Source organism: Planctomycetota bacterium (genome assembly GCA_039182125.1).
In the GTDB taxonomy this organism is placed as follows: Bacteria; Planctomycetota; Phycisphaerae; order Tepidisphaerales; family Tepidisphaeraceae; genus JBCDCH01.
In genome coordinates this window covers 14,113-32,042 of record JBCDCH010000031.1, presented here as the reverse complement: position 1 = coordinate 32,042, position 17,930 = coordinate 14,113, and the positions used below count along the sequence as shown (strand labels likewise).

Below are 17,930 nucleotides of genomic sequence, written 5' to 3'. Positions count from 1 at the left end.
CCGTCCACATTGTGAACGACGCCGCCCGATCGGGCAAAGTTACGCAGCGGGGAAAAGCGGGAGACGGGGGTCGAACCCGCAACATTCAGCTTGGAAGGCTGATGCTCTGCCAATTGAGCTACTCCCGCAGATCGGAGACGTTAGGCGCGGTTGGGTTGTCGGGAAATGTGGGAACGAGGAATGCGAGGTGGCGACCGATGTGTTGGGCTAACATCGGCCGACCCATGCCGATTTCGTTGATGGATCAACTTGCGGATGTGCCGGTCGCTGTCGTGGATGTCGAGACGACCGGGAGCAGTGCGTACTACGGGGACCGGGTGACCGAGGTCGGTATCGCGATCTGGCGGGGCGGGGCGTGCGTCGAGACATACCAACAGTTGATCAACCCGTGTCGGCGGATCAACCCGGGCGTCGTCGCGCTCACCGGTATCACCGACGCGATGGTCGCGGACCAGCCGACTTTCCGCGAGATTGCCGACGACGTGTCGGCGTTGATGACCGATTGCGTGGTGGTCGGGCACAACGTTCGTTTTGATCTCTCGTTTCTCGACAAGGAGTATGTACTGGCCGGCCAGAGCATCGAGTCGGCATGGGGCCGGTCGGCCGTGCTGGACACGGTGAAGATCGCCCGCAAGCGGTTCGGCCGCGGCGGCAACGGGTTGCAGCGGTTGGCCGCGCGGTTCGAGATCGATCCGGGCTCCGCGCACCGCGCGCTCTCGGACGCGATTACGACGGGGCACGTTCTGGGTCACCTGCTCGCACCGATCGGCGGCTGGCGGTTGCCGGTGGTTGACGTGCTCGAGTTGCAGGGCGGCTCGGTGCCGTTGAGCCGGGAGGCGACGCGCCAAGAGCCGGCCACATCGACGTTGCCCCTGGAACTCGCCGAGGCGTTGCAGTCCCGATGCGCGGTGCGAATGGAGTACCTGGACGCGCGGAAGCGAAGAACCGAACGGGTCATCGAGCCGATGGACGTGAAGCGCAACCGCAACAACCCCGAGGACGACACGCTCGTGTGCTTCTGTCACCTGCGTAACGAAATGCGGACGTTCAAGCTGGCGCGGATCGTGTCGATCACGCGGGTGACGTGAACCGTCCTACGATGGCTCATGGCAGAGTTAGACCCCGCGCACCTGGGGAAAATGTCGGTGTTGACCGAGGCACAGGTTGCCGACCCGAAGTCGATTCTGGACACGTTCGATTCGCCGCGGCCGGGGCGTGGGTTTGAAATCCGCTTTGAGTTTCCCGAGTTCACGAGCATGTGCCCCGTGACGGGCCAGCCGGACTTCGCGACGGTCACCGTGATCTACGTCCCGGACCAAAAATGCGTCGAGATGAAGTCGCTGAAGTTGTACTTCCTCGCGTTCCGCAACAAGGGGATGTTCTACGAGGCGGTGACGAACCAGATCCTCGACGACCTCGTAGACGTGGTAAAACCGGCGTCGATGACGGTCATCGGTGATTTCGCGGTGCGGGGCGGTACCAAGGGAATCGTCACGGTGACGCATCCATCGGCCGGGTAGCGCATACTGGAAGGTGAGGTTACGACGATGAGCGACAGCAACTCCGGACCGATCGATCCGCGTCAGGCGTTTGGCGATGTCCCGCCACCGCCGCCGGGCAATGCGCTGCGGCCACCCCAGCCCCCGATGCCCCCGCGCCCACCGATGGGCCCGCCACCATTTCTGCAGGGCCCGCCGCCCAAGCAGCGTGGCAACATCGGCAGCGCGATCCTTACCAGCTGCGCGACCGTGCTCTTCGCCGTCTCGCTCTTCGGTAACGTGCTTTTCCTCGGCTTCATCCTCCTCGGCTACTTCGCGTCGAAGAGCATCGACCCGGTTGATTTGCAGATCATTCAGACGACGGCTTACGAGGGCGGTCGGTCGAAGATCGCGGTGATCCCGATCGAGGGCATCATCACCAACGACAAGGCGAACGATGTTCGGGCGTTCCTCAACCGCGCCCGTCAGGACCCCAACGTGAAGGCCATCGTCCTGAGCATCGACAGCCCCGGCGGCGGCGTGACGCCGAGCGACGAAATCTACGCGGACATTCTTCAGTACAAGGCCGACACCGGGGATTACGTTGTGGCCCATTTGAACGGCCTCGCCGCCAGCGGTGGGTACTACGTCGCTTGCGCCGCCGACGAGATCGTTGCCCAGCGCACGACCCTCACCGGCAGCATCGGCGTGCTCCTGCAACGCTACGACCTGACCGGCCTATCGGATAAGGTCGGCATCGCTGACGGCTCCATCGTGTCGACCGGGGCTGCCTACAAGACGACCGGCGATCCGTTCTCCCAACTCACGACCGACGAACGTGAATATCTCACCAGCGTGATCGACGATTCTTTCACGACGTTCAAGACCGTGGTGACCGCCGCCCGTCAGCCGGCTATGAATAGCGCCGGCGCGTCGATTGACGAAGTTGCGAATGGCAAGATTTTCAGCTCCGATCAGGCCCAGAAGCTCGGGCTGATCGACGTCCAGGGATATCGCGCCGATGCCTACGCCCGTGCCGAGGCGGGTGCCGGGATCAACAACGCGACGGTGATCCGCTACGACATGCCGGTGTCGCCGTTCGAGGGGTTGCTCGGTGTCGATGCACCCATCGGCGGCAAGGCCGGCCTGAACATCGAACTCGGCGGCGATCTCATCGACGAGCTCACGACCCCACGCCTGCTCTACCTTTGGCGGGGTAACTGACATCGAGCCCGGTCGCGTCGGCCATCGTGTACCATGTTCGGTATGCGAGTGACTTGGCTGATGGTTTGTTGGGTGTTTCTGGTCGCCACCCCCGCGTTCGCCGCCGATCCGGAAAAGGTCGACAGGGCGATTCAGCGCGGTGTGGCGTTTCTCTACACCAAGCAGAAAGCCGACGGCCGGATCGATGACGTGCCCGCGCGGAACGAGCCCGAGCGTCACAAGGTTACCGGTGGGCAGTGGGGCGGCCACACCGCGCTCGCGACCTATACATTGCTCGCCTGTGGCGAGGACCCACAGAGCCGACGAATCCAACGCTCGGTCGACTGGCTGATCGAGGCCGACATCATCGGCACCTATGCGTTGGGCATGCGTGCGTCGGTCTGGCCGTACATGCCAAAGACCGACAAGTACAAGCAAGCCGCGCTCAAGGACGCCCAACTTCTCCTCGCCGCGACACAGGGGCTCACCGCAACGGGCCAGCCTGTCCGCGGCAACCAGGGCGTTAAACGAAATCTGGGCCTATACGACTACCTCGGCGACGAAAGCGAACGCGTGGACATGTCCGTGAGTCAGTACGGCGTGCTGGGGATGTGGGCTGTGAGCGAGTTCGTCGAAATCCCGCCTGCGTATTGGCGGATCGTCCAGGACGCGTGGCTCAGTTGGCAGCAGCCCAGCGGAGGTTGGGCGTACAGCGGGCATCCACGCGCGGAGAAGCCCGTCGTTGCCAGCATGACCACCGCCGGTATCGCGACGCTGTTCCTGACGCAGGACATGATCCCCGATCGCAACGCCGGCCGGTGCAACGGCAATCGCTCGAACCCGGCCATCGATAAGGCGATGGACCTTCTGGCTTCCAACTTTCCGCAGATCGTCGGCGACGCACCGATGAATGACTTCGGCATCTACGGCGCGGCGACCGGGCGGCAGAACCTCTACACGCTCTACGGCGTCGAGCGCATCGGCGTCGCATCGGGGCTGAAGTACTTCGGCGAGTACGACTGGTATCAGGCGGGCGCGGAGCACATCCTTTCCCTGCAAGAACCCAACGGCGGCTGGGGAAGCACGGTGAACACCTCGTTCGCCTTGCTGTTTCTCGCGCGCGGCCGAGAGCCGGTGATGATGAACAAGCTCGAGTACACCCTCACGCCGCCGCGTGGCAAGGAAGTCGAAGCTCGCTGGAATCAACGACCCCGCGACGTCGCCAACGCCGTTCGATACACCGGTAGCCGCGCCGAGCGCACGCTCAACTGGCAGATCATCGACATCAACGCCGGCGACGTCGGTGACCTCCACGACGCGCCGATCCTCTATATCTCCGGTGACCAACCGCTCTTCCTCAACGACGAGCAGAAGGACAAGATCCGCCAGTACCTGCTCGAGGGCGGCATGCTCGTGGCCAACCCCGACTGCAACAACGGGGGCTTCAAGCGGTCGGTCATGACGCTGGCGACGGAGCTGTTCCCCGACCAGCCGTGGGATTGGCGCACGCTTCCGCCGAACCACCCGATCTACACCGAGCAACAGTTCAAGGCCGCCAACTGGAAGCGCCGCCCGAACATGCAGGGGCTCTCCAACGGCGTGCGCGAACTCGTGTTGCTCCTGCCCAACGACCTTGCTCGTACCTGGCAGACCGACGTGTCGCTCCGCAAGGAGGAAGACTTCCAACTCGCGGCCAACCTGTACCTTTACGCCATCGACAAGACCCAAACGTTCTACAAGGGCGACACGTACCTGGTCGAGAAGAACACCCGCAAGCCCACCAAACAGATCACGGTCGGGCGGGTCAAGTACAACGGCAACTGGAACCCTGAGCCGGCCGGGTGGGAGCAGTTCGCCAACGTGATGCACAACGAGCATCGCACCGAGCTCGTGGTCGAAACAGTCGTCGCAGCCGACCTCGATGCGGAGAAGTATCCGGTCGTTCACATGACCGGCACCGGCCCGATCTCCGACGAGCAACTCGTCGCCGCGCTGAAGACCTACGTCGACGCCGGTGGAGTACTGATCGCCGATGCGGCCGGCGGTGACAGCGACTTCGCGACGAGCTTCGAGAAGACGATGGGTAAGACCTTCGGTGCCGACGCGACCGACGCATTGGCCAACCTGTTGCTCGCGGACCACGCGGTCTATGGCGGCGAGGTGATGGACGTCGGGTACCGTTCGTTCGCCCAGGCCCGCCTCACCGGTAGCCTCGATCGTCCGGCCCTTCGCGGCTACGAGATCGACGGCAAGCTCGCCGTCGTGTACAGCCCGCTCGACCTCAGTGCCGGCCTGCTCGGTGCTCCCGTGGACGGGGTCAACGGCTATCGCCCCGAGTCGGCCCAGGACTTGATGGCCGCGATCATCAAACACGTCGCGGCGGACTGACGCCTTCGCGGATTTTCCGTAACGGTTCGCGTCGTCAGTACATTACCGAGTGATGAACGCGCCGCTGGCGATTGCCGATGATGCCGAGTTGCTCCGCCGCCATCGGCGGGGCGACGGGGCCGCACTCGGTCAGTTGATCGAGCAACGGGTCGGCGTGGTTTATGCCGCCGCCTGTCGTCGTGTCGGTTGTCGGGACACCGCCGCGGATGTCACGCAGGCGGCCTGGCTCGTGCTGATCCGCCGGGATCGTGCCGCGCTGGGTGCCGCCGAGCGGGACGGGACGTTGGTGCCCTGGCTGCTGGCGGTGGTCCGAAACGTCGCGGCAAACGCGGCCAAACGGGATCGCCATCGGCGACACCATGAACAGGAGGGTGGCATGCGCCAAGCCGACGCCGTTGCCTCGGCGGACCCGACCGATGTGATCCACTGGCAAGACCTCGCCGGCCGACTCGACGATGCGTTGTTGAGCCTCGGCCGTGCCGATCGCACCGCGCTCACGCTGCGGTACTTCGAGAACCGTCCCGTCGCGGACATCGCTCATTGCCTTCGGCTCAAGCCCAACGCCGCGCGGCAACGTCTGCATCGTGCGTTGGGCCGGCTCCGCGACGTGCTCGAACGGCGAGGCGTCGCGCTCAGCACGACCACGCTCGGGAGCTTGCTCACCGCCCACGTCGCCACCGCGGCACCCACCACTGTCATCGCTCAGGCCGCCACGATCGCCGCGGCCGGCAGCACCGCCCACACGGTCGCTTCCACATCGGCCGTTGCACTTTCCAAAGGAACATTTGCCATGCTCAACGCCAAACTTCTTGTCGTTTCCGCCGCCGGTATCGCCGGCGTCGCCGCCTTCACCGGCACCGTCATCGCCACACAAGACCCCGTGCCAGCCGTTGCCGCGGTCGAGCCGCTACCGGCTGAACCGAACACCGACCGCTATTCGGTGATGAACAACCCGGCGGTCGTGGTCGCCACCGTGCCCCGCGCCGGCGACACGGCCGTCGATCCGACGCTCGACGAAATCCGCGTCACTTTCAGCAAGCCCATGGTGTCGGACAGCTACTCGTTCGCCCAGGTCAGCGACGACAGCTTTCCCGAGACGACCGGCAAGCCGAGGTACATCGCTCAGGATCAGACGTTCGTGCTCCCGGTGAAGCTCGAGCCGAACACGAGCTACGTGCTTCGTCTCAACTACCCGCCGTTCAACGCGTTCACCGACGAGACGAAGATCAAAGCCGAGCCGTACCTGTTGATCTTCGAGACCGCCGGCGAGTGACGTCGGATAATGTCGGTCACGCTTTTGGGTGGCCGTACATTACCGAGTGTGGATCGCCGCACACTGACGCCCGACGACGCCGAGCTGCTTCGACAAGGAGCAGCCGGCGATCGTGATGCGCTGGACCGGCTGGTTCGACGTCACGTCGCCGTGATCCACGCGGCCGCGCTGCGGCGGTCGGTACCCGGTGTGCCGGCGTCAGACGTAACGCAGGCGGCGTTGCTCGTCCTGCTCAAGCGTCTTGGCTCAGCACGGCGGTCCGCCGAGCGCGACGGGACGCTCGTGCCCTGGCTACTCGCCACGGTGCGAAACGTCACGGCCAACGCGGCCAAACGTCAACGTCGGCGCGACTACCACGAAACCGCCGCCTGCCGCGATGATCTGGCCGGCGGTGACCCGTCGGACGTGCTTGCTTGGCGTGAGGTCGCCGAGGTGCTTGATGCGGCCATCCTCGCTTTGCCGCGGCAAGACCGCAGCGCGATCACACTGAAGTTTTTCGACCGCTGCTCGACGGCGGAGATCGCCAGCCGGCTGGATATCACCGAGTCCGCCGCACGCAAGCGTGTCAGCCGCGCCGTCGGTCGGCTGCGTGATCGCATCGACCGTCGAAGCGTGGGCGTCGAACACGCCACGCTCGTCGGTTTGCTCACCACCCATGCCGTGTCGGCCTCGCCGCCGGCCGTTTCTCTCACCGCCGCCGGCGCATCGACCGCCGCCGTCTCAATCGCACAAGGAACCCTGACCATGATCAAGCTCAAACTCACCGCCGCCGTTGTCGCCGGTGCCACACTCGCCGCCGGGACTGCGACGGTCGTTGCTTTTCAACGGACACGCTTGCCCGAGAAGCCGGCCGTGGCGGCGGTGGACACGGTCGCTTCCAAAGAGTTCTCACTTCCGGACATGGGCGCCGCGCTGCCCGACGAAGCACCGGACCGGTTCCTCTCGCTCGGTCTGTACGGCGATTTCGAAATGTCGTCACACAGCCGCGGCGCTGACCGCGAGACGCTGCACGCCAACATGGACGCGATCGGCCCGCAGCTGATGGCCGAGTTCCGCAATGACGGACAACGCGCGAAGCTGATGGCTCGCGGGACGAAGCTCTACTTCTTGCCGCAAGGCGGGCAGATCGAGTCGTCCGATGCCTTCTGGGAAGTTCTACAGCGACGTCAGACAATGTTGCGTAGCGAACCCAGCGGCGGGTTTCACGAGGTGCCACTGCCGACCGGGACTGAGCAACTGGTTTTGTACAGGACGTACACGGGTGAGTTCGGGACGATTCGGCTGACCGCTGACGCCGAGGCTGAACCGCGGCGGGTGACCGGCGTCGTCCGTCGGCTCGGGGCGGGAGATGCGTTGGCCGGGGCCATGAGGAAGGAACGAGACCGCGTTGAGGCGATTCGTGCCGCGGCGCTCGAAATTTACGTCGAGCAAATTGAGAATCAGCGATGGCATGGCAGCCTGTTTGAAGTCCGGGAATCACTGGATGGACTCACGCTACCGAGCGAAGCGTTCTATCACATCCCGACGATCCGCGAACTGGGGCGTTTACCCGGCGACTTGCCGATCGTGTTCGAGTCGGACCGGATGCCTGCCGAGGGCGGCGTGTGGGTCGGCTACCTCGACGGCCATGCCCAACGCTTTGAAGACCCTGCTGAACTTCGCCGCGAGCTTGTCAAACTCAACCGCGAATGGGACTGACCGTCACGCAGCCGAGATCCCGCACGACCCACGCCCGAAGGCGTGGGTTTTTCGTTGCGCTCAAGCCGCGGTGAGTTGGCGTTCGTAGAGCTGGCGGTAGGTCGGGCAGTCGGCGAGGAGCTCATCGTGGGTGCCGGTGCCGACGATGCGGCCTTCGTCGATCACGACGATCACGTCCGCACTGAGGATCGTGCTGAAGCGGTGTGCGATGACGAACGTCGTGCGGTCGGCCATCAGTTCGGTCAGCGCTTTCTGGATCAGGTGTTCGCTCTCGGCGTCGACCTGGCTTGTGGCTTCGTCGAGGATGAGGATGGGCGTGTCGCGGAGGATGGCACGGGCGATGTTGAGGCGTTGGCGTTGCCCGCCGGAGAGCTGGCCGCCGAGGCCGGTGATCATCGTGTCGTAACCGTCGGGCTTTTGCCGAATGAACTCGTCCGCATATGCCCGTCGGGCGGCGTCCTGGACGGCTTCCATCGGAACGTCATCCAGCCCATAGGCGATGTTTTCCGCGATCGTGCCTGGGAAGAGCGCGCCCTCCTGCGTGACGATACCGATGGCGTTGCGTAGGTCTTCGAGGTCGAGATCGCGGACGTCTGTCCCGTCGATAGTGACCTGGCCGGTGTCGGGGTCGAAGAAGCGTGGCAGCAGGCCGAGCAGCGTCGTTTTGCCGCTGCCGTTGCGGCCGACGATGGCGACCGATTGTCCGCGGGCGACGTCGATCGACACGTCCCGCACGGCCGGCTCGTTCGCGCCGGGGTAGGTGTAGGTCAAATTCTCGAAAGCGATGTGCTCAAACGAGTCGGCCGACCATGACTTGCCACCAGCGTGCTTGCCTTCGACTTCGGTCCGCAGGTCGACAAGCTCCATGATGCGCCCCGCGCCGGCGTTGGCTTTTTGCAGCGACGTGTTGAGTTTCGAGAGCTTGCGCATCGCTTCGCCGACCGCGCCGAGGCACGCGAGGATCAGGATGAACTCGCTGGGCGTGAGCGACTGCTGCTTGGTGACGAAGTACGCCGCGACCACCGCGACGAGTCCGACGGCGAGAACGGCGAATGTCTCCATCAGCGGCGTGACGAACGCCTCGTACAGCGCGGTGCGGATCTGTTGATGCTGGAGGCGGTCCATGATCCGTCCGTAGCGGCGACCCTCGAAGCTCTCGGCCGCGGTGGACTTCACGACCTTGATGCCGTCGAGCGATGCCTCGATCTGCCCGAGCATCTCGGCGTTCTCCGTCAGTGCGGCCCGTGCGGCGCGGCGGACTTTCTTACCGAGCTTGCGCAGGAGCAGCACCATGAACGGGGCGAAGAACACGATGAAGAGCGTGAGCCGCCAGTCGATGAACAACGCAAACGCGAACGCCCACATGGCGTTGAGTGGTTCCTGAATGCCGCGTCCCAGCAGAACCTGATGACCCATCTGCACGTTCAGCGCGTCCGTGGTCAGTCGGCTTGTGACATCGGAAGTGCCGATGCGTCCGAAGTAGTCCAGCGGCAAGCGGAGCGTGCGGCCGTAGAGTTCCTTGCGAAGGTCGTTGGTCGCACCGACGGCGGTCTTCTCGATGAAGAACTCGTGGAAGAAGCGGAAGACGTTGCCGAGCACGGTCATGCCGAGTACGACGCCGATGATCGCCGCGACGGCCCAGACGGGGTCGGTCGGGATCAATCCGCCGGCGGCCTCGATGGTGTCGATCAGCAACGTCGGTACCGGCGAGTCGGTCCGCAGTGAAACGACCGACTCGGCGATCCACTCCTGCACGTCGCGACCCTCGATCATGATCTTCATGACCGGCAGGGCAGCCGCGAGCCCCCCGGTGAGGGTACCCGCCGCGAGGAAGGCGCAGATCACGCTGACGACGATGAGGCCGCGATACGGCTTGAGAAACCGCACGGTCTTCCAGAATTGACCGAGCTTGGATTTCTTCTTGCGGCGGCTCATGCGGTGTCTTGGCGGGGTTCTGGCGGGGCGGTGAGGTGGGTGGAACTTCGGAAAACGCGATCACAACCGATCGCGAATGATGATTATCGGACGATTCGGCCGATGCAGTGTACGCCTTCCCGGAACTTCTCCATGCCCCCCGCAAACTCGCGCGACGTTTCCATCCCGCTTTCACAGCCCGATATCACCGATCGCGAGATTCAGGCGGTCACCGACGTCATGCGGAGCGGCACGCTCTCGATCGGGCCTCGGCTCGTGGAGTTCGAGGACAAGTGTGCCGCCATCGCCGGTCGACGGCACGGTATCGGCGTCAACTCCGGCACGTCCGGCTTGCACCTTTGCATGCTCGCGTCCGGGATCAAGCCCGGCGACCAGGTGCTGACCACCCCGTTCAGCTTCGTCGCCTCGGCCAACGCAGCGCTGTTCGTCAACGCCAGGCCGGTCTTCGTCGACATCGATTCCCAGACCCTCAACCTCGACCCGGCCAAGGTCGAAGCCGCGATCACGGAAGAGACCAAGGCGATCGTCGCCGTGGAGTGCTTCGGCCATCCCGGCGGCATGGCCGAGATCGAGCAGATCGCCCGAAAGCACGAGCTGCAACTCATCGAGGATTGCTGTGAAGGATTCGGCGGGCACGTCGAGCTGCCGACCGGCGGACGCAAGATCGGCAGTTTCGGACGGGCCGGCATCTTCGGCTTCTATCCGAACAAGCAGATCACCACCGGCGAGGGCGGCATGATCGTCACCGATGACGACGCGTTCGCCGATCGGTGTCGCAGCTTGCGGAATCAAGGTCGCGATACGTTCAAGGCCGCGGGGCAGATGGGTTGGCTCGCCCACGCCAGGCTCGGCTACAACTACCGGCTCTCCGAAATCGCCGCCGCGATCGGTTCGGTGCAGTGTGATCGTGTCACCGAAATCCTCGACGCTCGCCGGCGTGTCGCACAACGGTACATGCGGCAACTCATGGCTCACCCCGACATCGTGTTGCCGACGCTCGGAGACGATGAGCATGTGAGCTGGTTCGTATTCGTGATTCGGCTGAGCGATCGCTTCGGCCGCGGCGAGCGGGATGAACTGATGCAACGTCTGCGGCGGCGGGGTGTCGGGTGCAACAACTACTTCCCGCCGATCCACCTGCAGCCGTTCTACCGCGAGCGTTTCGGTTATGGCGAGGGAGACTTTCCGGTCTGCGAGTATGTGGCCGACCGCACGGTCGCACTGCCGTTTCACGGCGGGCTCAGCGATGACGACATTGACTACGTTTGTGAAGTGCTGGGCAACGAGCTCGATGCGATGGAGAAAATAGGCGCTAGGAGCTAGTAGTTAGGCGCTAGGGCACGTGATGTGGCGTCATCGCGTGCCCTAGCGCCTAACTACTAACTCCTAGCGCCTGTTCACCTATGCGTGCTGGTCGAGCACGGCTTTGAAATCCTCTTCCTGCTTGAGGCCGACAAACTTCTCGGCTACTTCGCCGCCCTTGAACAGAATCACCGTGGGGATCGCACTGATGCCGAAGCGGGTGGCGATCTCGCGGTTGGCGTCGGTGTCGAGCTTGCCGACTTTCACCTTGCCGTCGTAGTCGGTGGCAAGCTTGTCGATGGTCGGGGCGAGCATGCGGCAGGGCATGCACCACTCGGCCCAGAAATCGACGAGCACCGGGGTGTCGCTTTGAAGCACTTCGTCGTCGAAGTTGCCGTCGGTAAATTCTTGCACTGCTTCGCTTGCCATCTTGGTGATCCTTTCGATCGGTGTGAGATGGCTCATGCTACGACCCGCTTGTGAAAGGGGTCAATGTGCGAAGTGTGTTCGGGTTGTGCGGCGCGTCAGCCGATCGCCTTCTTGACGCCGAGCATGTTCACGACGGTCAGGCCGAGGCATAGCACCGCCACGCCGATAAGCGTGAACGCCAACCCGGGGCTCCCGGCCAGCCGGAGCGGGTGCAGGTCGGGGAGCACGAACCAAGCCACGCCGCAGATCAGCAACGCCACGCCCATCGTCATCAGCGGCGGGATGAGCGTGCGTTTGAGTTCGACGGTCTGTGACTGGGCGCGGACGCGGGCGTGTGCGGTGGGGGAGAGCTTGGGCGCGGACGGTCTTGCGGGCGATGGGGCGGACGGTGGTTGCTCAATCGGGGCGGCAGGACGTTGCCGACGCCCGTTGGATCGCGGGGCGGAAGGTGGTCGACGGCGTTGCTCGCTCGTGTCGATGGTCGGCTCCTCGTCGGTCAATCCCTCGAGGGCCTTGGCGAGTTCGTCGGCATCGCGGCTCATGGGCGGCAATGTAACGCTCGGCCGGTCGCTTGTCGCCGGCGTCGGCGTTTGTTGCCCGAGACCGGGTCCGCGCGGGACAACATAGCTGCACCGCCGACACGTCGTGTTGCACCGGCGAAACATCCCGAACAACCGGCCGACGCGAAGCCCCCCAGACCCGTCTCAGCAGCCGGAAATCGCACTTGGCACTGGCGTTGAACCTTTGCCGGGCGTCATGCCCAACAACGACAAACCCGCACCGCAACCGATGAGCGACGCCGACTTCGAAAACAAGCTGACCGAACTGATGGGTCAGATCGAAACACTCCCCACGCCCGAACGTCGTCGGCTCGAGGAACTCGCCGGCGAGACCCGCCTGCGCCACGAACGCCTTCGAGGCACCGTCGCCCAGCTTCAGGAATCCCTGGACTACCTCCGACTGAGCACCAAGTACCTTGTCTTCGATCTCGAAGCGACCCGCCGCGAGAACGCCTATTTGCGGAAGATGCTCGACGAGTCGGCGGAAGAGCTGTAGGTCGGACTTACTGAAGCCATTCCGCGATCCGCTTGATCCCGCGTTCGATGTTCTCGTCGCTGGTGGCGAAGCTCAGGCGGACGTGGGTTTCGAAGCCGCTGTCGTTGCCGGGGACGACAGCGACGTGGGCTTCGTCGAGAAGGGCGGCCGCGAACTCGACGGCGGTTGCGTACTTCTCGCCCAGGTGGGCCGAGATGTTTGGGAAGCAATAGAACGCCCCCTGCGGCTTGACACACGTCACGCCGGGCAAGTCGTTGAGCAGTCGGTGCATGAGTTCGCGGCGCCGGGTGAAGCTCTCGCGCATCTCCGCGATCGCCGCCATCCCGCGCGGGTCGCTCAGTGCCAGCGCTGCGGCCGGCTGGGTGAAGCTCGTGACGTGGCTGGTCATCTGGCTGATGAGCCCGTTGCACGCCCTGATGATGTCGGCCGGCCCGCCGGCGTAGCCGATCCGCCAGCCGGTCATCGAAAAGCTCTTGCTGTGGCAGTTGAACGTCACCGTGCGATCCAAGAGTTCCGGACACGCCTTGGCGAAGCTGACGTGCTCGAAGCCGTCGTAGATGAGGTGCTCGTAAATCTCGTCGCTGAAGACGACGATTCGGGGAAACTTGGCGATGACTTTGCCGAGGGCGGCCTGCTCGGCGGCGGTGTAGCCGTGGCCGGCAGGGTTGGAGGGTGAGTTGAGGACGACGATCTTGGTGTTGGGCGTGAGCTTGGCTTCGAGCTGTTCAGGCGTGGCCTTGAAACCCTGCGACTCGTCGCCGACGACTTCGACCACGCTCGCGCCCGCCAGTTTCGCCTGCTCGGGGTAGCTCACCCAGTACGGCGCGAGCACGACGACCTCGTCGCCCGGGTCGAGCAGGGCCTGCATCGCCGTGTAGAGCATGTGTTTGCCGCCGGCGGCGACGCTGACCTGGGCGGCGGGGTAGTCGAGCCCGTTCTCACGCTTGAACTTGTCGCTGATCGCCTCCCGCAAGACCGGCAGGGCGGGGACGGCGGTGTACTTGGTCATCCCCTCATCGAGCGCCTGCTTGGCCGCTTCCTTGATGAAGGCCGGCGTGTCGAAGTCCGGCTCACCCGCCCCGAAGCCGATCACGTCCACGCCCTCGGCCCTGAGCGCTTTGGCCTTGGCCGTGATCGCGAGGGTGATCGACGGGGCCATCTGACGGACACGTTGGGCGAGGAGTTGGTCGGGCATGGGGCGGGGATGATACGCCCACGTCACACCCACGCCACGCTCTCGGAACCGCGTCGAGATTCGGTCATCTTTCGACCGTCGGGCGTCCGATAACACCATCGTGGGTCGTCGATTGACCGAACATCTCGCCCGCCTGGACAACCCGGCCGTCGACGAGGCGCTGCTGGAGGCGCTCGCGCTCGGCGAGGAGGACGAGAAGGAAGCGGCCCTCGCGTTGCTGATCCGGCGGGCCAAGGCGACGGGATTGTTGGGCCTTTTGCGGCGTTACGAGCGGCTCTCCACACCGTTGCAGGAGAAGATCCAGCAGGCGTCGGAGGTCATGCGGCCGGTCGTCCGCAGTGCGTCCAAGGCAGGCGACATCGCTCTCCGCGTCTCGGCCATGCGGTACATCACGCAGGTCGGTGACATCGAGCTGGCCGACGCGGCGGTGACGAACATCGGCGGTCGCAGCGAAGGGCTGAGCCAGACGGCGGCCAAGGCGCTGCTCAAGCTTGTCGACCGTGCCACCCCCGAGCAGCGGCCGGCCATCGAGCAAGCTGTCGCCGACGCCCTCGACCAGCCGGGTGGCACGTCCAGCCCCGACCTCGTGCGGCGAGCCCTTTCGCTCGCCGATCATCCTGACAGCCCAATCCTCGCCATCCTCGATACGCCGAGGCACCGCGCCCATGCGGTGATTGTGCGTCGGATTCAGGACCCGCCCGCGCCCGGCGGGGCGGCGGCGATGTGCCTTGCTGCGGCGCGACATCGGCTCGGCAATCACTTCGGCGTCTCGGTCGGTTCCACCGAGAAGCATCCCGCGTTGGCCGACCTCGCGGTCCAGCATCACCGGCTGCGCGATCGACGCGTCGAGCTTGCGGCAAGTCGGGCGCGGCGCGGCATTTGGTTCGACGCCGAAAGCCTGATGAGCTTCGTCCGGCGTCGGCCCGACACGGCTTGCGGTGTCGTCGATTGGATCGTCGCCGGCAAGGGGGTGCCGACCGACCGCGATAAGCTGTTGCTCGCGCTGGTGCGGAACTTTCCCGACGACCGGGCACTGCGGCTCGCGGCCCTCCGTGCAACGCCCACGCTCGAACGGCACCACACGCTGCTCGCACTGCTCGACAGCACCGACGAACCGATCGCACGGATGGCCCTGCGGCAACTGGTCGCGCGGAACATCGATGGCCTGCACGGCATCCTGCTGCGCCGGTTGCCGGGTGCGCCGGGAACGTTGCGGACGGCGATTTCGCGGATCGTCGGGCGGGAGAGTTTCGCGGGTTTCTGGGAGCGATTCGACGCACTGGCCCCGGCCGACCGGAAGACGGCCGGACAAGCGCTGGTGAAGGTCATGCCCGACGCGCTGGATCGTCTGGACCGCGTGCTCCGTACCGGCAGCGTTGCGGCGCGGCTCAAGGCACTGCAAGTCGCCGATGAACTCAACGTCACCCACGAGCTCAAGCCGACGCTCGACTTTCTCTGCCGTGATCCGCGCAGCAAGATTCGCTCCAAGGCGGTGTTGTTGCTGGGCCGCATCGCGGACGGTGGGGGACCGGTGATGCGGGCGTTGGGCGATGACGACCCACGGGTGCGGGCCAACGCGGTCGATGCGTTGCGTTTGCGTCTGATCGAGCGACGCAACGGCGGGCCGCGGGTGGCGGATTTGCTGCGCCGCCGAGCCGACGTGGCGGAGAACCGTGAACGCGCCAATGCCGCCGCCGCCCTGCATGTGCTCAACGAAGTCGACGCGGGGGCGTTGCTCCAGCGGATGTTGCAGGACGATCGGCCGACGCACCGCATCAGCGCGCTGTGGGCCGTTCGGCAAACGACGTCGTCAGCGACGCTGCCGACGGTCGCGGACCTGGCACGCACCGATGCCGAGCCGAAGGTCCGCAAGGCCGCGCTGGCGACGCTCCGGCTTGCCGCGGCACGGATGCGCACACGAAAGGCGGTGGCCGCATGAGCCGACCGACGGCCGACATCAACGACGTATTCCGCACCATCTCCGGCGAGGCACCGAGGCCTACCGAGTCCGGTAGTTTTGGGATGTTCCTGGCCATCGTTTTCCTGGTCGCAGCCACGGTCGCGGGGGCCATGCTCATCCGCCGCTACGTGATCTATCGCCGCACGATGGCGTATCAGCGTCACCGCATGGAGCGGTCGATCGCCCGCGAACTCGAACTCACCCGCGAACAGCACCGCGACTTGCGCCGCTTTGCCAAGCAGCGTGGCGTCAACACGCCACTGACGTTGCTGCTGTGCCCGTCCCTGTTGAAACGCAGCCTCCGCAACGCCGGCGACGCCGAACGCGAAGCGGTCGAGAAGCTGTTGGCGAAGGCGGCGTGAAAAGCGAAAGGCGGATCGGAGAACCTGTCTCCGATCCGCCTTCCGCTTTTCAACTCAGTCTCGATCACCGTGGTGCCAGGTCGTAGTACCCGACGAACACGAGGAAGCGGTTTTGGTTGAGGATGGGGATGCTCAGGCTCTTGGCCTCGGCGAGCGTCTCGGCGTACTGGGCCTGGGCTTCTTCGGCCTCTTCGAGCAGCACGCGGTCGATCGGATCGCTCGGGTCGAGGCCCTCGGGGATGACCGGCTCAAGGCCGATGACAACGAAGTCGGTGTCGGGGCCGAGCGTGTTGTCGACGTTGCCGCCGAACTGTGTGACGAGTTGGCGGACAACCTGCGTGTCGGCGCTGGTGGCCCGGCCGTCGCGATCGAGGTCGAACTCGCCGTAGACGTACATCTCGAGCGGGAGGTTCTTGTCGTAGGCGATGTTGACGATCAGGTCGCCTTCCTGCACCGGCGTGCCACGGCTGCCGACGATGCGGGCCTCGGCGTTGTTGGGCTGGACGCGAACGATCTCGATGCTGGCTTTGCCCCGGGGCAGGTTCGCCGTGTCGTTGACCTCGGGGGTGTCGGTCAGCGGGCTGGGCACGCCGCCGTCGGATTCGAAGACCTCGAAGGTCATGCCCGCCGTGATGCCGTCGCCCCGGCCGAGCGAGATGTAGACCGTGTTGCCGCCGGCGACAGCTTCGATCCGCCCGTCGGCCATCTGCGAGATCTGCATGCCGCTGGGTCGCAGGTCGGCCAACTGGGCCGAGAGGTTCTGGATGATGATGTCCTTCTGGGCGATCTCGCTGCGCTGGCTGCGGATCTCCACTTGCATGTTTTCGATGTCGGCCGCGGCGGCTTCCTGGACGGCGGTCAGCTGCGCGATCACGCCGTTGATGACTTCCTCGGCCTGCTCGCTGGTCTGCTGGGCGTCACCCAAGGCACCGGCCGCGTCCTGCTGAGCCTTTTCGACGCTCTCGTCGAAAGTCGACTTCTGGTCGGCGAGGGTTTGCTCCATCTCGGCCAGGCGGGCTTCCATCGCGGCAAGTTCGTCCTGCTGATCCTGCTGCTCGCGGAGGCTGCTGACCAGGGCGTTGGTCAGCGAGTCGATGGTCTCGACGGCGTTGGCCTGCTGGACGTTGACTTGGTCACCGCCGGGAGCATCGGCGACCTGCTCGGCCGCGGCGGCCTGTGCTGTCCGGATAGTCTCGATCGCGGTCTGGTAGTTGCCTTCGGCGTTGCCGGCCGCGGCGGCCGAGAGCTGGCCGATCATCTGAACGGCCGCGGGCACCACCGGGGTGCTCGCGTTGACGTCGGTGCCTCGTGCGTCCTTGATCGCGTTCACGTCGGCCCCCTGCGTGTCGGCCCGGCTCACGATGTCGCCATACTCGGCCTCGACATCGGCCAGTTCCTGCTCGGCCGCCTGGGCGCTGGCGTACTGCATGACGGCCAAGACGGCGGCAACGACGAACAGAACCGTGGCAATGACGGCGTAAACGATGGGTCCTGTGGATGAACTTTGGCGAGCAACGGCCATGGGGCGTCTCCGATTGAGGGGTACGTAACAGGGCGGGGCCGCCTTGCGACGGTCGGGCAACGTTACCCGAATGCGTCGTAGGCGGTCAAGCAGGCCGGTTGTCACGACAGGCCGGCCGTCTCTTCCCCG

15 protein-coding genes and 1 tRNA gene are annotated in these 17,930 nt (G+C 65.0%); 10 read left to right on the top strand and 6 right to left on the bottom strand.

Translation table 11 applies throughout. The annotated features are described in order from the left end of the window. Window positions 1-55: 55 nt before the first annotated feature. Window positions 56-128, bottom strand: a tRNA-Gly gene (locus tag AAGD32_09895). A gap of 96 nt (window positions 129-224) precedes the next feature. On the opposite strand from AAGD32_09895, the gene AAGD32_09890 reads away from it, so the two are divergent. From AAGD32_09890 to AAGD32_09865, 6 genes are read left to right on the top strand one after another with little or no spacing between them, the layout of a single operon-like run. Then, window positions 225-1,088, top strand: a complete 864-nt coding sequence (locus tag AAGD32_09890; GenBank protein MEM8874559.1) for an exonuclease domain-containing protein — start codon at window positions 225-227, stop codon at window positions 1,086-1,088. Between the two features lie 51 nt (window positions 1,089-1,139). Next, a complete protein-coding gene (gene queF, locus AAGD32_09885) occupies window positions 1,140-1,520 on the top strand; it encodes a preQ(1) synthase (protein ID MEM8874558.1) in 381 nt (126 codons plus the stop codon). Between the two features lie 27 nt (window positions 1,521-1,547). Further along, the gene (sppA, locus tag AAGD32_09880; protein MEM8874557.1) at window positions 1,548-2,702 is read left to right on the top strand and encodes a signal peptide peptidase SppA; all 1,155 of its coding nucleotides are present in this window, start codon (window positions 1,548-1,550) and stop codon (window positions 2,700-2,702) included. A gap of 42 nt (window positions 2,703-2,744) precedes the next feature. After that, complete coding sequence (locus AAGD32_09875) at window positions 2,745-5,069, top strand: DUF4159 domain-containing protein (protein MEM8874556.1); 2,325 nt, start codon at window positions 2,745-2,747, stop codon at window positions 5,067-5,069. Window positions 5,070-5,121: 52 nt separating this feature from the next. Further along, window positions 5,122-6,342, top strand: coding sequence for a sigma-70 family RNA polymerase sigma factor (locus AAGD32_09870; protein ID MEM8874555.1), 1,221 nt, complete (start codon window positions 5,122-5,124; stop codon window positions 6,340-6,342). A gap of 48 nt (window positions 6,343-6,390) precedes the next feature. Continuing rightward, on the top strand, window positions 6,391-8,040 hold the full coding sequence (locus AAGD32_09865) for a sigma-70 family RNA polymerase sigma factor (protein MEM8874554.1): 1,650 nt from the start codon (window positions 6,391-6,393) through the stop codon (window positions 8,038-8,040). Window positions 8,041-8,100: 60 nt separating this feature from the next. Here AAGD32_09865 and AAGD32_09860 read toward each other — a convergent pair whose 3' ends face one another. Further along, entirely contained in the window at window positions 8,101-9,975 is a 1,875-nt protein-coding gene (locus tag AAGD32_09860; protein ID MEM8874553.1) for an ABC transporter ATP-binding protein, read from the bottom strand. A gap of 132 nt (window positions 9,976-10,107) precedes the next feature. Between AAGD32_09860 and AAGD32_09855 the strand changes: the two genes are divergently transcribed. Continuing rightward, on the top strand, window positions 10,108-11,298 hold the full coding sequence (locus tag AAGD32_09855; protein ID MEM8874552.1) for a DegT/DnrJ/EryC1/StrS family aminotransferase: 1,191 nt from the start codon (window positions 10,108-10,110) through the stop codon (window positions 11,296-11,298). Between the two features lie 78 nt (window positions 11,299-11,376). Here AAGD32_09855 and trxA read toward each other — a convergent pair whose 3' ends face one another. Beyond that, window positions 11,377-11,706, bottom strand: coding sequence for a thioredoxin (gene trxA, locus AAGD32_09850; protein ID MEM8874551.1), 330 nt, complete (start codon window positions 11,704-11,706; stop codon window positions 11,377-11,379). A 95-nt stretch (window positions 11,707-11,801) separates the two neighbouring features. Next, window positions 11,802-12,248, bottom strand: a complete 447-nt coding sequence (locus tag AAGD32_09845; GenBank protein ID MEM8874550.1) for a hypothetical protein — start codon at window positions 12,246-12,248, stop codon at window positions 11,802-11,804. A 214-nt stretch (window positions 12,249-12,462) separates the two neighbouring features. On the opposite strand from AAGD32_09845, the gene AAGD32_09840 reads away from it, so the two are divergent. After that, window positions 12,463-12,762 (top strand): hypothetical protein, encoded by a 300-nt coding sequence (locus AAGD32_09840; GenBank protein MEM8874549.1) that lies wholly within the window; start codon window positions 12,463-12,465, stop codon window positions 12,760-12,762. A gap of 7 nt (window positions 12,763-12,769) precedes the next feature. On the opposite strand, the gene AAGD32_09835 is transcribed toward AAGD32_09840, so the two are convergent. Continuing rightward, window positions 12,770-13,957 (bottom strand): pyridoxal phosphate-dependent aminotransferase, encoded by a 1,188-nt coding sequence (locus AAGD32_09835; GenBank protein MEM8874548.1) that lies wholly within the window; start codon window positions 13,955-13,957, stop codon window positions 12,770-12,772. Between the two features lie 112 nt (window positions 13,958-14,069). Between AAGD32_09835 and AAGD32_09830 the strand changes: the two genes are divergently transcribed. Then, window positions 14,070-15,896 (top strand): HEAT repeat domain-containing protein, encoded by a 1,827-nt coding sequence (locus AAGD32_09830; GenBank protein MEM8874547.1) that lies wholly within the window; start codon window positions 14,070-14,072, stop codon window positions 15,894-15,896. Next, window positions 15,893-16,279 (top strand): hypothetical protein, encoded by a 387-nt coding sequence (locus tag AAGD32_09825; protein MEM8874546.1) that lies wholly within the window; start codon window positions 15,893-15,895, stop codon window positions 16,277-16,279. Before AAGD32_09830 ends, AAGD32_09825 begins: the two co-directional genes overlap by 4 nt. Before the next feature lie 64 nt (window positions 16,280-16,343). Here the strand turns inward: AAGD32_09825 and AAGD32_09820 are convergent, their stop codons facing one another. Then, complete coding sequence (locus tag AAGD32_09820; GenBank protein MEM8874545.1) at window positions 16,344-17,801, bottom strand: hypothetical protein; 1,458 nt, start codon at window positions 17,799-17,801, stop codon at window positions 16,344-16,346. Window positions 17,802-17,930: the final 129 nt, after the last annotated feature.

What these genes read in the sequence shown, in the direction of transcription:
- AAGD32_09890 (MEM8874559.1), top strand. Translation starts at nt 225, where the DNA reads ATGCCGATTTCGTTGATGGATCAACTTGCGGATGTGCCGGTCGCTGTC.
- queF (MEM8874558.1), top strand. Translation starts at nt 1,140, where the DNA reads ATGTCGGTGTTGACCGAGGCACAGGTTGCCGACCCGAAGTCGATTCTG.
- sppA (MEM8874557.1), top strand. Translation starts at nt 1,548, where the DNA reads ATGAGCGACAGCAACTCCGGACCGATCGATCCGCGTCAGGCGTTTGGC.
- AAGD32_09875 (MEM8874556.1), top strand. Translation starts at nt 2,745, where the DNA reads ATGCGAGTGACTTGGCTGATGGTTTGTTGGGTGTTTCTGGTCGCCACC.
- AAGD32_09870 (MEM8874555.1), top strand. Translation starts at nt 5,122, where the DNA reads ATGAACGCGCCGCTGGCGATTGCCGATGATGCCGAGTTGCTCCGCCGC.
- AAGD32_09860 (MEM8874553.1), bottom strand. Translation starts at nt 9,975, where the DNA reads ATGAGCCGCCGCAAGAAGAAATCCAAGCTCGGTCAATTCTGGAAGACC.
- AAGD32_09855 (MEM8874552.1), top strand. Translation starts at nt 10,108, where the DNA reads ATGCCCCCCGCAAACTCGCGCGACGTTTCCATCCCGCTTTCACAGCCC.
- trxA (MEM8874551.1), bottom strand. Translation starts at nt 11,706, where the DNA reads ATGGCAAGCGAAGCAGTGCAAGAATTTACCGACGGCAACTTCGACGAC.
- AAGD32_09845 (MEM8874550.1), bottom strand. Translation starts at nt 12,248, where the DNA reads ATGAGCCGCGATGCCGACGAACTCGCCAAGGCCCTCGAGGGATTGACC.
- AAGD32_09840 (MEM8874549.1), top strand. Translation starts at nt 12,463, where the DNA reads ATGCCCAACAACGACAAACCCGCACCGCAACCGATGAGCGACGCCGAC.
- AAGD32_09835 (MEM8874548.1), bottom strand. Translation starts at nt 13,957, where the DNA reads ATGCCCGACCAACTCCTCGCCCAACGTGTCCGTCAGATGGCCCCGTCG.
- AAGD32_09825 (MEM8874546.1), top strand. Translation starts at nt 15,893, where the DNA reads ATGAGCCGACCGACGGCCGACATCAACGACGTATTCCGCACCATCTCC.
- AAGD32_09820 (MEM8874545.1), bottom strand. Translation starts at nt 17,801, where the DNA reads ATGGCCGTTGCTCGCCAAAGTTCATCCACAGGACCCATCGTTTACGCC.